The 14,154-nt window shown below is 34.1% G+C and carries 15 protein-coding genes; 4 read left to right on the plus strand and 11 right to left on the minus strand.

The annotated features are described in order from the left end of the window. Window positions 1-700: 700 nt before the first annotated feature. The 4 genes from asnS to AR685_RS12610 all read right to left on the minus strand — a co-directional run bounded on the left by asnS (window position 701) and on the right by AR685_RS12610 (window position 4,204). On the minus strand, window positions 701-2,149 hold the full coding sequence (gene asnS, locus AR685_RS12595) for an asparagine--tRNA ligase (protein ID WP_059124788.1): 1,449 nt from the start codon (window positions 2,147-2,149) through the stop codon (window positions 701-703). Between the two features lie 122 nt (window positions 2,150-2,271). After that, window positions 2,272-2,871, minus strand: a complete 600-nt coding sequence (locus tag AR685_RS12600; protein ID WP_047444406.1) for a CDP-alcohol phosphatidyltransferase family protein — start codon at window positions 2,869-2,871, stop codon at window positions 2,272-2,274. Between the two features lie 22 nt (window positions 2,872-2,893). Then, on the minus strand, window positions 2,894-3,523 hold the full coding sequence (locus AR685_RS12605; protein ID WP_059124789.1) for a hypothetical protein: 630 nt from the start codon (window positions 3,521-3,523) through the stop codon (window positions 2,894-2,896). 3 nt (window positions 3,524-3,526) lie between these two features. After that, window positions 3,527-4,204 carry an LA_2272 family surface repeat-containing protein gene (locus AR685_RS12610; protein ID WP_131777629.1) on the minus strand — a complete coding sequence of 226 codons (678 nt, stop codon included), beginning with the start codon at window positions 4,202-4,204 and terminating at the stop codon, window positions 3,527-3,529. 88 nt (window positions 4,205-4,292) lie between these two features. Here AR685_RS12610 and AR685_RS12615 point away from each other — a divergent pair, with 88 nt between their 5' ends. The 3 genes from AR685_RS12615 (at window position 4,293) to AR685_RS12625 (ending at window position 7,751) form a co-directional block, all read left to right on the plus strand. After that, window positions 4,293-5,240, plus strand: a complete 948-nt coding sequence (locus AR685_RS12615; protein ID WP_228376438.1) for an XRE family transcriptional regulator — start codon at window positions 4,293-4,295, stop codon at window positions 5,238-5,240. After that, window positions 5,237-6,043 (plus strand): AraC family transcriptional regulator, encoded by an 807-nt coding sequence (locus AR685_RS12620; protein ID WP_059124792.1) that lies wholly within the window; start codon window positions 5,237-5,239, stop codon window positions 6,041-6,043. Before AR685_RS12615 ends, AR685_RS12620 begins: the two co-directional genes overlap by 4 nt. Before the next feature lie 64 nt (window positions 6,044-6,107). Beyond that, window positions 6,108-7,751: a serine hydrolase domain-containing protein gene (locus tag AR685_RS12625; protein ID WP_059124793.1), complete on the plus strand. Its 1,644-nt coding sequence runs from the start codon at window positions 6,108-6,110 to the stop codon at window positions 7,749-7,751. 62 nt (window positions 7,752-7,813) lie between these two features. Here the strand turns inward: AR685_RS12625 and rimM are convergent, their stop codons facing one another. From rimM to AR685_RS12660, 7 genes are all read right to left on the minus strand, one after another. After that, entirely contained in the window at window positions 7,814-8,356 is a 543-nt protein-coding gene (gene rimM / locus AR685_RS12630) for a ribosome maturation factor RimM (protein WP_059124794.1), read from the minus strand. A 184-nt stretch (window positions 8,357-8,540) separates the two neighbouring features. Then, a complete protein-coding gene (locus tag AR685_RS12635) occupies window positions 8,541-9,104 on the minus strand; it encodes a 30S ribosomal protein S16 (protein WP_047444420.1) in 564 nt (187 codons plus the stop codon). A gap of 295 nt (window positions 9,105-9,399) precedes the next feature. Further along, window positions 9,400-9,912 (minus strand): nitroreductase family protein, encoded by a 513-nt coding sequence (locus tag AR685_RS12640; RefSeq protein WP_059124795.1) that lies wholly within the window; start codon window positions 9,910-9,912, stop codon window positions 9,400-9,402. Between the two features lie 133 nt (window positions 9,913-10,045). Continuing rightward, on the minus strand, window positions 10,046-10,495 hold the full coding sequence (locus tag AR685_RS12645) for a hypothetical protein (RefSeq protein ID WP_059124796.1): 450 nt from the start codon (window positions 10,493-10,495) through the stop codon (window positions 10,046-10,048). An 85-nt stretch (window positions 10,496-10,580) separates the two neighbouring features. Further along, a complete protein-coding gene (locus AR685_RS12650) occupies window positions 10,581-10,802 on the minus strand; it encodes a hypothetical protein (protein WP_047444426.1) in 222 nt (73 codons plus the stop codon). 133 nt (window positions 10,803-10,935) lie between these two features. Next, on the minus strand, window positions 10,936-11,466 hold the full coding sequence (locus AR685_RS12655; RefSeq protein ID WP_059124797.1) for an SRPBCC family protein: 531 nt from the start codon (window positions 11,464-11,466) through the stop codon (window positions 10,936-10,938). A gap of 94 nt (window positions 11,467-11,560) precedes the next feature. Beyond that, entirely contained in the window at window positions 11,561-11,911 is a 351-nt protein-coding gene (locus tag AR685_RS12660; RefSeq protein WP_059124798.1) for a nuclear transport factor 2 family protein, read from the minus strand. A 179-nt stretch (window positions 11,912-12,090) separates the two neighbouring features. Between AR685_RS12660 and AR685_RS12665 the strand changes: the two genes are divergently transcribed. Continuing rightward, the gene (locus tag AR685_RS12665) at window positions 12,091-14,109 is read left to right on the plus strand and encodes a M3 family metallopeptidase (RefSeq protein ID WP_059124799.1); all 2,019 of its coding nucleotides are present in this window, start codon (window positions 12,091-12,093) and stop codon (window positions 14,107-14,109) included. Window positions 14,110-14,154 lie beyond the last annotated feature (45 nt).

The following is a 14,154-nucleotide window of genomic DNA, read 5'->3' on the forward strand; positions in this document are numbered from 1 at the left end:
CTATAAAAGCTTTTTCGTTTATGCCTAACTAAAGGCTCTTCTGCGCTACCGAATCTCTCTCGTTTTTCAGTGGGGCAAAGATAGGACACGTACTTACACGAAGCAAATATTTAATAATCAATTATTTTGATTGTGGAAAAATATTAAAGTAAAATACTGGTCTGATAGGCATTGAATAATAGAATAGAGTTATCCACAATGCTCATATTATTTTAATATTGAGTAAAAATGTAATTTTATTGAGGTGTCATTTGAAAATTCACTAAACAAAATACCGATTATGTACCTCGAAAACACTGCAAATATTACGTTTTTACGGAGAAACAGCAGCAACGAGTGTAGTGTTTGCAAAAGAGTAAGACAAAAGATTATTGATATTTATCTATATAATGAAGCTTGTAGATTAAACCTAGGCAATTGAATAGTATCCTTTTGGCGAATAATGATCACCAACTACTACCCTAGCCCAGATTGAACGGCATGTTTGAGCTCTTTTTGCGTCTAAGAATCAGCGAAGGCGCAAAAAAGCGAGTAGAGAAAGCTGGAATAAGCTCCTGATTTGGGTAAAAGTATTTTAGAGTTGGAGTGGAAATTCAGTGTAATTAAAATAATCTATTACAAAACACATCTAGATTTCAAAAAAAATACCTCTGAAAATTTCAGAGGTATTATATATATATATATATATATATGATGCAGATTAAAATTCGGCGTTCTTTGGAGTTCTTGGGAAAGGGATGACGTCTCGAATGTTGGTCATACCTGTTACGAAGAGAACCAATCTTTCTAAACCTAGCCCGAAACCTGCATGAGGAACCGAACCGAATCTTCTGGTATCCATATACCACCAAAGCTCATGCTCGTCTACATGCATTTCTGCCATTTTGGTTTTCAGAACGTCTAATCTTGCTTCTCTCTCTGATCCACCGATGATTTCACCAATTCCAGGGAAAAGTACATCCATTGCAGCAACGGTTTTGTTATCGTCGTTCAGCTTCATATAGAATGCTTTGATCTCTTTTGGATAATCGAAAAGAACAACCGGACACTCGAAGTGCTTCTCTACCAAGAATCTTTCGTGCTCAGACTGAAGGTCTGTTCCCCAGTTTTCAACCGGATATTGGAATTTCCCTTTTTTGTTCTCTTTTGAGTTCATTAAAATCTCAATTGCTTCAGTATAGCTTACACGCTTGAAACGCTTTGCAATAACATTCTCCAATTTTTCGATCAGTCCTTCTTTCGCTCTGTCTTTTTCCGGTTTTGATTTTTGCTCTTCTTCAAAACGTTTGTCTAAGAACTCAAGATCATCTTTACAGTTATCTAAAACATATTGAATCACATATTTCAAGAAATCTTCCGCCAAGTCGATGTTATCTTCAAGATTGTTGAAGGCAACTTCAGGCTCAATCATCCAGAATTCTGCTAAGTGACGTGTTGTGTTTGAATTTTCTGCACGGAAAGTCGGGCCGAAAGTATAAATTCTTCCCAATCCCATTGCTGCAGTTTCGCCTTCAAGCTGTCCGGAAACCGTTAAGTTGGTTTTTTTCCCAAAGAAATCCTGTGCAAAATCGATATCACCTTGCTCGTCTCTTGGAATATTGTTCAAATCAAAGTTGGTAACGCCAAACATTTCCCCCGCTCCTTCTGCATCTGCTCCAGTTACAATCGGTGTATTGATGTAGAAAAACTGGTTTTGGTTAAAGAAAGAGTGAATTGCAAAACTCACTGCATGACGTACTCTGAAAACGGCCCCGAATAAATTGGTTCTGAATCTCAAATGCGCCTGCTCTCTCAACACTTCTAAGGAATGTTTTTTTGGCTGAAGAATAGTTTTATCTCTTTCTTCTGTAAAGTTATCTCCTAAAATGATAATTTTTTTAGCGATAATTTCTACAGTTTGTCCTGCTCCCTGGCTTTCCACCACTTCACCAACAACTTTCAGTGAAGAAGCTGTGCTTATTTTACTGATAATTTCTGCGTCGAAATTTTCAAAATCAACAACAATTTGCAAATTATTAATCGTAGAACCATCATTTAACGCAATAAAGCGATTTGAACGGAAGGCTCTTACCCAACCGTAAACTGTAATGTCATGATGTAATACTTTCTTGTAGTCTTGTAGGACTTCTTTAATCGTCTGCTTTTTCATTTGTTGATTGATAAATTTTTGTATAAAAATTAATGTTTGCAAATTTACAAAAAACGAGGGAACTTTTGCTTGTTATGATTTAGGATTTAAATTAAGATGAGTTTTTCAGTGAAATATCTGAATTAATTAAAAAGCGTACTCTTTTTTCTCGGTTTTCCTTTTCTGATATTCCAGGCATGGTAAAAACTCGGGACGTCGTATTGCCACATGGGAAGAATTAAAATAATCAGGATAACATCAATATGAGAAATAATTCCTAAAATGATCGTTAAATGAAAAGCCCAGCCAGCTTGTTGAAATCCAATTAAATAAGTAAAAGCAATCAATAAACTTATCCCCCATATTTTTGAAAGCCAAGCATGAGTACATGTTTCTTTTTTAAATTTAATGATACTTATTATATAGCACAAAGCTTCCATGATAAAGATAAGCGCAATACTTTGCCAATGGTTTTGTATCACTTCTGGATTGATGAAATAGGCTGCAAATCCCAATGAAAGCCAAAAAACTAAATCGATCTGGCTGTCGAGTCGTCGTAGTTTTTCTGATGAAACTCCTACTTTTCGGGCAATGATACCGTCGAAAATATCTGTGAGTAGACCTACGAACATCAAGGTTAATATTAAAACTCCTGATTTTTCGCCATTTAAATACGCTAACGAAAAAATGAGCGGCGCAAAGAGGAAGCGAATTGCTATTAATAAATATGGTATTGTTTTCATGTTTAAAATTTTTTGATATTATTTAAAATTTAAAAATCAAGCTTGCTTCGGCTGAAAAAGCATTAAATCCTTCTGGCGCAGTTTGCTTATACCACAGTCTATACGGCAGATAAGAAGCCTGAACACCAATTCCCACATTATTTTTCCAAAAACGAATTCCCTGACCAATTTTTAAAGTTGAAAAACTAGCACTGTGAGTATCTATATAGATTGTATTATCATTATCAGATTTTTCCTGAGAATCGTCTTTCGGTATATCTCCATCATTAAAAAACAACGTCTGTAGGCTGAATTCTGAAACCCATTCTATTTTATTGTTTCTTAATTCGTATCTCTTGACCATTCTGGCTCCCAGATTCCAAATAAATTCTTCTGAGCGAATAGGATAAAACAGTCCGTTTTTTCCATAATTAAATTCATAAAGACTTTTACTGTAACCGAAATTTGTTCCCAATTCTAAATGAGTTTTAGATTCATCCGCGGGAAATCTGTACCAGTAACCAGCGTACACACCTGCATTTTGTTTTGCTTTAAATTTGTTAAAGTTCAGAAATGATCCGACTTCGATTAACGATCTCTTACTTTTTTCAGCGTTGACGTTTTGCGCAGAGAGATTGACGCACAAAAACAGGAGTATTGCAAAAGCTCTCATGACTTAAAAGTTGATTAGTGGTAGTGTTCTTTTTCCGTTTTTGTTCCAGAAGCCAATCTGGAGACCTTTCATTTTATTCGATTTATTCACCAAACCGACCTGCAAACCTTTGCCATCAATATTTTCATTAACAATACCTATCTGAACACCTCTGAGAATTTCTGTATTATTAAAAGCAGAAAAACTGACACCCTTCATTTCTTTAGACGAAACGCCTAAGATTGAAACAAAAACGCCATTGCCTTTTTCAATATCAAAATTGGCCAACGAACCCATGACACCATTCATCGTATGACCATAATTGTAAAGAGAAATACTGAATCCGTTGTGGCTAATCCCTCTGAAATAACCTGCGGGAGAAATATTGAGTCCATTAACCTGAACAGTTTCTACATTTGCAGTTTTTGCCGGATCATAAAAAAGCCAGAACAAAATCCCTAAAGGGTTGATTTCCAAATTAAGTCCGTTCACCTTCTGCAAGTTTAAAGCAGTTTCTTCTTTAAAAAGATATTTAGAATCCAAACCTAATCCGAATGCCAACCCGTTGACCTTACTAATTTTGTTATTTAAAGGTGTGATTGCAACCCATCTTACTTCTTGATGATTCACTTTCAAACTGTCCTGACAAAACAGAAAACTATTGAAGCAGGCAGCAATTATTAAAAATAATTTCGTTTTCATAATAGCGAGTTTTAAATTATAACTCAAAGCTACCCACAGAACAACCTTACCTGAATGCGAAAAAAAATTAAAATAAATCTCTACATTTGTGAAAATCGCAAATATCATGAATCAGGAAATTCTACTCAAACAAATCAGAAAGAAAATCGGAGACAAATCTTTGATCGATGAGATTGCCAATATTCTCAATATTAGTTATGATGCGGCACACCGAAGAACTTCGATGAAGGCAAAATTCAGTTTTGAAGAAGCTGTAGAATTGGCAAAATATTATCAGATTTCTATTGATCAATTCTTGGGAACGGAAAACCAATTGGTGGTAAAAAGAACAAAACCCGTAAAAACTCAGGAAGATCTATTGTATTTTTTTGAAAGTTCGTTGCAAATTTTGAATGTTTTCCAGAGTATCAATCAGTCGAAAGTGTATTATTCGGCGAAGGATATTCCTTTTTTTTATACGATTTCAAATACAATATTGTCACGCTTCAAATTTTATGTCTGGATGAACCTTTTAAATGAAGATAAATTTCTAGGACCATTCGAAGATTTTAATCTTCCTTATCATTCTCCGAAAAACGAAATGCTGAAAGATTTGTACGAAAGCCAGAATGTAACCGAAGTCTGGAATGACACCACGATTATGAGTATTCTGATGCAGGTTTCTTTTTACTCAGAAATGGGACTTTTGAAATATAAAGACATCGTGCTTATTTTGGAGGAAGTGAGAAGTGTTCTGCAAAATATCGAATATAAAATCCAGCATAATCCTAATTTCAATTTTTATGTCAACGATCTGGTCATTCTAAGCAATAATATTTTGTTTAAAAATGAATATCAATCTTCGTTTTTTATTCCATTTAACATGTTTGGATACATGATGACGAATGATGAGAATACTTGCAACGACACTTTGATTTATTTTGAACACGAAATAAAAAATTCGAAATCGCTGAATAGTTCAGGTAACAGAGAGCGGAAAATGTTTTTTAATAAAATGTATGACCAGATTGAAAACTTACAACAAAAATTAAAATGAACACACTTTATAAGGGTGAGTTTTTTGGTCAAACCAACAAAACGCTGCACTTCGATGGCCTGATTATCACAGATACAGAATACACTCATTCTTATGTCGACTGGCATTACCACGAGAATGCTTATTTCACTTTTCTCATTCAGGGAAATGTGGTTGAAGGAAATAAAAAAGAAATTTATGAATGCTCTGCCGGAACTTTACTTTATCATCAATGGGAAGATCCGCATTATAATATAAAACCCGATGGTTTTACACGAGGTTTCCACATCGAAATACCCCGAAAATGGTTTGAAAATCTGAATATTTCAAAAAACCAACTCGAAGGAACCTTTAATATAAAGAATCCCGAAGTAAAACTTTTAATGTATAAAATCTTTAAAGAAAGTAAAATAGATGACAGCTCTTCTGAAATCTCTACACATCAGCTTTTGCTCACTATTTTCAGTCAATTATCTACTCATAAGTCTAAGGTAGAAAAGAAACCAGTTTGGGTTAAGCAAATTGATGAGTTGTTGCACGAAAGCTATACGGAAAAATTCAGCTTAACAGAGCTTTCTCAAACGTTAGACATTCATCCAATTCATCTGAGTAGGGACTTTCACAAATATTTCAATTGCAATCTGGGAGATTATATCAGAAAACTAAAGATTAATCAATCTCTATCTTTTCTTACAGCCAACGAAAAATCGTTAACAGAAATTGCGTTAGACTGTGGTTTTGCAGATCAAAGTCATTTCATCCGCAGTTTTAAAGAAAATATAGGAATAACTCCATTAAACTACCGGAAAATTTTGAAAAAGTAAACATGTTAATTCTGTTCTATTTTTTTAAAACTAAGCTTTTTATTTTTGTCATATAAAATTTAAAATGAAATCAAGCCCAATATTTATTCTTTTTTTACTCTTTAATTTTTCTTTTGTACAGTCTCAGAATATTATCAATCCGGAAAAAATTGAAAATGCTATTCAAAAAGATCATTTGAATACAATTATTTTCATTGACAAAGCAGTTTCTGAAGAAAATTTAAAAGAATCAGATTTCCTTTCAACGATGATTTTTCAAGAAGATAAAGATCTTGCTATCCGTATTTTTCAAGATAATTCTTTGATTAATTATTTACACCAGCTTGATCCTTCTTTAACCGCTGATGAGTTATTAAAAAAAGGGAATTATCAGTTTTCTTTTTATGTTGACAGAAAATTAATTTATGTAGAAAATCTCAAATCAGGAGCAGGAACAAAAGAAAGTAAAACTTTAAAAACAACTTTCGGAATTCCTTTCATTAGTTCAAAAAATGAAGATTCCTGGGGAAGATTTTTGTGGATGCGATTTTATTTAGTAAATGGCGGGATCGATGCTTTAGAAACCGGAAGCCATAATTTAAGTATCGAAATAAGACCTTATTTAAAAACTGCAACTTTAAAAACAGGAAAAGTAATCGCAAAAGGCAATATAAATCTGGTGATTCCTAAAAAGAATATTCCTGAAAATCAAATTGTCGTTCAAAAAATAAAGCCCAATAGTGGCTGGAAAGTTTCGAATGAAAAATTTAATATCGAAAAAATAAAAGATTTAAATCAAAAAATTGCAGAAAACAGATTCAAAGATATTACGGGTATCGTTGTGATCAAAAATGACAAGCTTCTTTTGGAAGAATATTTTAATCATTATGAAAGAGACAGCCTTAATGACACACGTTCTGTAGGGAAATCTTTCGCTTCTGCTTTAATGGAAATTGCTTTGAAAGATGGATATTTAAAAAATGAAGATCAAAAAATCAGCGAATTTTATGATTTAAAAACATTCAAAAATTATTCTCCCGAAAAAGAGAATATCACAATAAAAAGTTTGCTGACGATGAGTTCAGGTTTTGATGGAAATGATGAAGATGAAGATTCGCCCGGAAATGAAGAAAATATGTACCCAACCGATAATTGGATAAAATTCGCATTAGATTTACCTTTGACTGACAATAAAATCGGCGAAAAATGGTCTTACTTTACAACCGGAGTCGTTTTAACCGGAGATATTTTAGATAAACTTATTAAAAATGGACTGGAAAAGTATGCAGATCAAAAATTATTTCAACCTCTTGGAATAAAAAATTACAAATGGCAATATACACCTCAACACAAAATATCGCTAGCCGGAGGACTAAGAATGAGTGCTCTGGATTTTGCAAAATTCGGACAGTTATATAAAAATAACGGTGTTTGGAATGGTAAAACTATTTTAGACAAAGCATGGATTAAAAAATCTTTTACCAATTATTTTTCCGACAATAAAGATTTTGAAGGGTACGGATACTTGTTTTGGAGAAAAGTATATAAAATAGCCGATAAAAGTTTTGAATCTTATCAATCTAGCGGAAATGGCGGGAACAAAATTATCATTTTCACAGAACTACCTTTCGTTATGGTCATCACTGCAAAAGCTTACAATAAACCATATTCACACTCACAAGTCGATAAAATGGTACAAGATTATTTGTTACCAGCGGTTTATGAATAATAGATAAATAAAAAATTTGAAAGAACAGATGTCCTAATATAATTTTTTGCTAACTATTTGTATTACTCATCCTTCTTCGAAGGAATCAAGAAAACATCAAGCAAACCTTCAGGAACCTGCATTTTGATCAATCTCTCGTCACGGTTCACTTCAATAATCCAGTCTTTAATCAACGGAATTACAACTTCTTTCCCTTCCAGATTGGTCACAAAATAATTCTGTGCGGTCTGATCATTTATAGATCGAATCACTCCACAATTATTATCATCCTGATCAAGAATTTCGTAGCCGATTACTTCATGATAGTAAAATTGATTTCCTGTCAATTTTGGAAGACTCGTCAGCGGAAGATAAACATCTTTATTCAAAGACTGATCTACCAAAGCTTCTGAAGAGTTTCTAAATGCAATATTCAGAGCATCAAGTTTGCTCCAAGAAGTTTTTTCAACGAAAAAAGGAACCAACAAGCCATTAATTTCCACAAAAATGGAATCTAGTTTTTTGTAAAGCTCTGGTTGGTCTGTATCTAATTTAAGAATTACGTTTCCTGCAAGACCATGTCTGCGGGTGATTTTTCCTAATAAATAGCAGTCTTCTTTTTTCATAATGTCAAAATTAACAAAAATTCCCTAAATCAATTAAATCCTAAAAGGAGTAAAAAACCTAACAAAACAGTTCGAAAAGGTCAAAATCAACAGGCTTCACTAGGGTACTGAAAAAAGTTGATTTTTTTTAAAACAACAAAGACACGAAAAAATCGTGCCTTTGTTTTGTATTTTTTTAGAAGAACTAAGCCTGAGTTTCCTCAGTTCCTTCTGCTTCAGCAGTTGGCTCTTCTGTAGCTTCAGTAACTTCTTCAGCAGGTGCGTTAGCAGCCTCTTCAGCAGCTTTAGCATCAGCTTCTGCCTGAGCAGCCGCAGCAACTCTAGCTTCGTTTACTTTCACTTCAGCATCTAAAGCAGCTTTCTTAGCGTCAGCCTGAGCTTTAGATAAACCTTCTACTTTACCTAGTACTTTTTGTTCTTTAGATTCTACCCAAGCAGCAAATCTCTTTTCAGCTTCAGCCTCATCAAAAGCACCTTTAGCAACACCACCTTGTAAATGTTTTTTGTAAAGTACACCTTTATAAGAAAGAATTGCTCTTGCAGTATCAGTAGGTTGAGCACCGTTGTTTAACCACTTTACAGCAGCGTCAACGTTCAAATCGATAGTCGCAGGGTTAGTAATTGGGTTGTAAGTACCTAGTTTCTCGATGAATCTACCATCTCTTCTAGCTCTAGCATCTGCAACCACGATGTGGAAAAAAGGTCTCCCTTTTGATCCGTGTCTTTGTAATCTGATTTTTACTGACATAATGTATGAATTTTAAGGGAACTCGTCCCGATTAAATATTTAAGTGTGCAAAGATAGTAAAAATTTTCAATTCTGAAAATTTTTGTTGGAAGTCGGGTGCAGGAAGTTAGATGTTTGGGATCATTCTCATTTTGCACTTCATTTAAAATGTTTATTAGGAGCCGAGAACCTGCTGTCCACTATATCTTTTTTGTTTTCCTCTTGCTTAGGCCTCTACAAAAAACAGAAAAGGATGCCGTTTCCATCAGGGCTAAATCAAAGCTTCGTTTACAAATTTTGATTAAAAACAACTACATTAATCAACATTTCCCATATAGAAAAGCCCCAGACATTTCTGGTTTTCTTCGATGGTCAAAGACTCTTTTAAATAGTCTACAATTTTTGGCGAACTCCAGTAGCAGCCCACTCCATTTGCAGTGCAAGTGAGATACATATTTTGAACCGCCATAGAAACAGCAGCGATTTCTTCCCATTCAGGCACCATTCCGCTGAAATTGACAACGATTGAAACGATGACATCTGCTTTATTGATTTTAAAACCGATGTCATTATATTTTTTCTCTAAAAAAACTTGTGGAGCCTGTGTAGATTTATAGATCTCCTGCATTTCGAGAGCTAATTTTGCTTTTTCTTCGCCTTTGAAAATCTTAAAACGCCAAGGTTTTGTTCTTTTATGATTCGGAGCTAATGTCGCCGAATGCAGGATTTCTTCGATGATTTCAGGTGAAATTTCTCTGTCAGCATAATCTTTTGGAAAAATACTTCTTCTCTGCTCTATGATTTCTTTTAAAACTTCTGCTTTATTCATGAAGACAAAAATACGGAAAAAGTTGGTGGGGAAACAGGTATGGTTGATAGTTTTTGGTACTAAAATGTAGCTTTATCAATCATAAATGACAGACTGAAATCTCATCATTCATAATTCAAAACTAATAATTCCATTAAAGAACCTCAATAATCTCCTGATGAATATTATTCAAAGTAAATGAGCTTCCAGACTGCATACCCATCATTTTCTTAGCCATCGGGCTTTCTGGCGATATGGCGTAGAAACGGCCGCCTTCAAAAAAGAATTCGCCCAACGAAACTGAAATATAAAATCTTGCTTTATTGGTAATTACTAATGATCCTAGCTGTACCTTTTCTGTGGAAGCCGGTAAAACTCTTGCCATACTTGTTCTTAAATCATGTAACGCTGCGAGCTGTCTTTGCATTTGGTAAATTTCTTCCTGCATTTCTTCGCGCATACTGTCGTACTTCGGAGTTTTTTTAATATCTCGGCTAGCTTCTAAAGTAAATTCTATAAAATTTTTTAGTTTATCTATTTTTTCTGAAATCACGGTTTTCACATAATTTCTTATGTTATTTTTCTCAAATACTATCTTCTCCATGTATCGTAATCTTTAGATAAAGATAATATTTTTTTAAATAATGAAATCAAAAAACCGCTTCTACAAAGAAACGGTTTTTTGATTTTTATTTTGGCTTATTCTGCTCGTAATCAGAAACATCAATTTTTCTCTCATCGGCTTCTCTTCTTTTTTCAAGTTGCTGAACATTTCTATCAATATCACTTTGACTGCCTTCCATATAATTTTTCTGGTAATTGTTATTGATCACTTTTCCGGATTTCAATGCACATGATGCAAACAAAAAGGACAGAAAAGCTGCCATCAACAAAAGATATTTTTTCCTCATTATTTACTATTTTGTTCAAAGATATATCTTATGTTATGTCACTCTAAAAGTTTAACTAAAAATTATAATTTTAACGTATCTCATTACGATATCTTCAAAGAAAAAATCTGTAGTCTCTCGAAGTTTTTTAGTTTTATTTTTCAGCGAGCCTCTTTAAATCAGCAAACCCCTGATCAAACATTTTACCCATCTGCATATCCATAAAGGGTTTCATTATTTTCATTGGAGTAGTCAATTCATTATCCATTGACCACGTTAGTTTTGTTGAATTTCCTTCTGAAGACATGATAAAATCTGCACTTGCATCACCCTCCCAAGGTTTTATAAAATGTAATTTACTTGTTACTTTTTGATACGGAACTATCGCAACCACCTCTTGTTCACCCTCTCCGACCTCATCATTTCCTTTCCAGTGATAGCTGTCTCCAACTTCTCCTGGATTTCCTTTATAAGTAATGACAATGTTCTTATCGGCTTTAGCAAAAGGGTTCCAAACATTAAAAGCTCTTGTAGAACTTATATGTGGCCACACTTTCTCTTTAGAAGCATTAATGACCACTGATTTTTCAACATGATAATGTTTACTGAAAGCCAACATCGCAACGATGCTGTAAAAGATCATGAGTAAGATTAGAACACCGATAATTTTAAAAATTGTTTTCATATGTAGGTATTTAAAGTTTTTATCTGATAAATTTCAAGTTAAATAAGACAGTTGATTTTAAAACCAAAGGCAAAGCCTAATTTTTAAAAACCACTTATTTTTTCTGCATTAGGTAAGACACTAATTTTTTAATCAATCCGTCTTGCATTTCGAAAACATCGCAGAAATCGGCATTCAGGATGTCACCGTTTTTAAAACTTGCGACCACATTGCCTTCAGCAATCACTATATTATTTTCTTCCGTCATCCTGAAAACTGTGATTTGTGGTTTTCCGGTAAAATTTTCATTTTCTATTTCTTTGTCGAATTCTTCTTTTCCGTGATGCAGATAAACGCCGGGCATTTCCCAGATGACATCTTCGGTAAGGCAGCTCAGGATTTTTTCGTGATCGGTTTTCTGGAAAGAATCCATGTATTTTTGGACAGTTTTCTTATTTTGAGACATCGTTTTGGTTTTTATTTAAATCTGAAATCAAAATTACACTTTCAGCAGAAACTTTATCTTTTCTTATGACAAGAAAATCAACATTAAGTATTTTTGTCATATCTTGACACGAAGGCATTGTTTTTGAGCCATCAGAATCTGTTCAAATTAATTAAATTTACAATATTAAAAATAGTTCAATGAGTATTTTAACAGAAAAATTCAACACGCCATATCAATCATCACCATTCGAACAGATTAAAAATGAAGATTATCTTCCTGCTTTTAAAGAATTAATTCAGCAATCTGAAGCGGAAATCGACGCCATCGTTAACAATTCTGAAGAGCCTACTTTTGAAAATACAATCGAAGCCTTAGCCTTTTCAGGAGAACAACTTGACAGAGCCTCTAATATATTTTTTAATTTAAATTCAGCCGAGACGAGTGATAAACTGCAACAAATCGCACAGGAAGTTTCACCCATTTTAACTGAATATTCATCAAAAATTTCTCAGAACGAAGATCTGTTTAACAGAATTAAAAAAGTTTATGATGAAAAAGAGAAATACAATCTGAATGAAGAACAGCAAATGCTTTTGAATGAAACCTACAAAGGCTTTGTAAGAAGCGGCGCACTTTTGAATGAAGAGAACAAAGAAAAATTAAAGAAAATCAGTATGGATTTATCTTTAAAATCCCTAAAATTTGGTCAGAATGTGTTAGCCTCAACCAATGCGTATTTTAAACATATCGACAGCAAAGAAGATCTTACCGGAATTCCTGAAGCAATTATTGAGCAATATGCAGAAGAAGCAAAAGAAAGAAATTTGGAAGGCTGGGTTGTAACGTTACAATATCCTAGCTACATTCCATTTATGACATATGCTGAAAATCGTAATCTTAGAAAGGAGCTGGCTTTGGCAAACGGTAAAAAATCTTTTGATGGTGGCGAATTTGACAATCAAAACCTCATCAAAGAATTGCTGAATTTAAAACAACAAAAAGCTGAATTATTAGGCTATACAAATTACGCAGATTATGTTTTGGAGGAGAGAATGGCCAAATCGCCCACGAAGGTTATTGATTTTCTGAACGAACTTTTAGTGAAAGCAAGACCTTTCGCAGAAAAAGAAATTGAAGAATTAAAATCTTTAGCAAAAGCAGACGGAATCGATGAAATACAAGGTTACGACCACGCCTATTACGCAGAAAAACTTCGTAAAGCAAAATATGACCTGAATGATGAAGAATTGAAACCTTATTTTCCGCTGGAGCAGGTTCAGGAAGCAGTTTTTGGATTATCTGAACAACTTTTCGGATTGACTTTTGTGGAAAGAAATGATGTTCCGAAATATCATGAAGATGTAAAAGTGTATGAAGTAAAGGAAAATGGTGAATACAAATCTTTACTATACGTCGACTATTTCCCGAGAAAAGGCAAAAGAGCTGGTGCCTGGATGACAAGTTATAAAAATCAGTATCAGAAAGATGGTGAAAATTCACGTCCGCACATTTCTATAGTATGTAATTTCAGTAAGCCGACGAAAGATACTCCGAGTTTATTAACTTTTCAAGAGGTGACCACGTTATTCCACGAGTTTGGTCATGCACTCCACGGCATGTTGGCGAATACACAATACCCGAATTTATCGGGAACTTCTGTAAAATGGGATTTTGTGGAATTACCATCACAATTCCTAGAGAATTTCTGCTACGAACCTGGCTTTTTGAAAACGTTTGCCAAACATTACAAAACCGGCGAAGTTTTACCTGATGAGAAGATTGAAAAAATCGAACAGTCAAAAAGTTTCATGGAAGGTTATCAGACCATGAGACAGCTTGGTTTCGGAATTTTGGACATGAGCTATCATACCAAGGTTAGTGAGTTGGAGAATTTGAGCGTAAAGGAGTTTGAAGATAATTACACCAAAGCAACTCAACTTTATCCGTCAAACCCTGAAACTGCGATGAGCCCGAGCTTTTCACATATTTTCCAGGGAGGATATTCTGCTGGATATTATTCTTACAAGTGGGCGGAAGTTTTGGATGCTGATGCATTTCAATATTTTAAGGAAAATGGAATTTTTAATCCTGAAATTGCCGCAAAATATAAAATCCTTCTTTCTTCTGGCGGAACCAAAGATCCGATGGAACTGTATAAGAGTTTCAGAGGAAGCGAACCGCAAGTGGAAAGCCTGCTGAAGAGAGCATTTGGGTAATATCAAAAAAAGACATACACAACTCCAGATAGTTTATTCTTTCTG

This window comes from Chryseobacterium sp. JAH, from assembly GCF_001507335.1.
Taxonomy (GTDB): domain Bacteria; phylum Bacteroidota; class Bacteroidia; order Flavobacteriales; family Weeksellaceae; genus Chryseobacterium.

Coding starts and splice junctions, on each gene's coding strand:
- AR685_RS12665 (WP_059124799.1), top strand. CDS start 12,091: ATGAGTATTTTAACAGAAAAATTCAACACGCCATATCAATCATCACCA.
- AR685_RS12660 (WP_059124798.1), bottom strand. CDS start 11,911: ATGTCTCAAAATAAGAAAACTGTCCAAAAATACATGGATTCTTTCCAG.
- AR685_RS12610 (WP_131777629.1), bottom strand. CDS start 4,204: ATGAAAACGAAATTATTTTTAATAATTGCTGCCTGCTTCAATAGTTTT.
- asnS (WP_059124788.1), bottom strand. CDS start 2,149: ATGAAAAAGCAGACGATTAAAGAAGTCCTACAAGACTACAAGAAAGTA.
- AR685_RS12625 (WP_059124793.1), top strand. CDS start 6,108: ATGAAATCAAGCCCAATATTTATTCTTTTTTTACTCTTTAATTTTTCT.
- AR685_RS12600 (WP_047444406.1), bottom strand. CDS start 2,871: ATGAAAACAATACCATATTTATTAATAGCAATTCGCTTCCTCTTTGCG.
- AR685_RS12650 (WP_047444426.1), bottom strand. CDS start 10,802: ATGAGGAAAAAATATCTTTTGTTGATGGCAGCTTTTCTGTCCTTTTTG.
- AR685_RS12645 (WP_059124796.1), bottom strand. CDS start 10,495: ATGGAGAAGATAGTATTTGAGAAAAATAACATAAGAAATTATGTGAAA.
- AR685_RS12635 (WP_047444420.1), bottom strand. CDS start 9,104: ATGTCAGTAAAAATCAGATTACAAAGACACGGATCAAAAGGGAGACCT.
- rimM (WP_059124794.1), bottom strand. CDS start 8,356: ATGAAAAAAGAAGACTGCTATTTATTAGGAAAAATCACCCGCAGACAT.
- AR685_RS12655 (WP_059124797.1), bottom strand. CDS start 11,466: ATGAAAACAATTTTTAAAATTATCGGTGTTCTAATCTTACTCATGATC.
- AR685_RS12620 (WP_059124792.1), top strand. CDS start 5,237: ATGAACACACTTTATAAGGGTGAGTTTTTTGGTCAAACCAACAAAACG.
- AR685_RS12605 (WP_059124789.1), bottom strand. CDS start 3,523: ATGAGAGCTTTTGCAATACTCCTGTTTTTGTGCGTCAATCTCTCTGCG.
- AR685_RS12640 (WP_059124795.1), bottom strand. CDS start 9,912: ATGAATAAAGCAGAAGTTTTAAAAGAAATCATAGAGCAGAGAAGAAGT.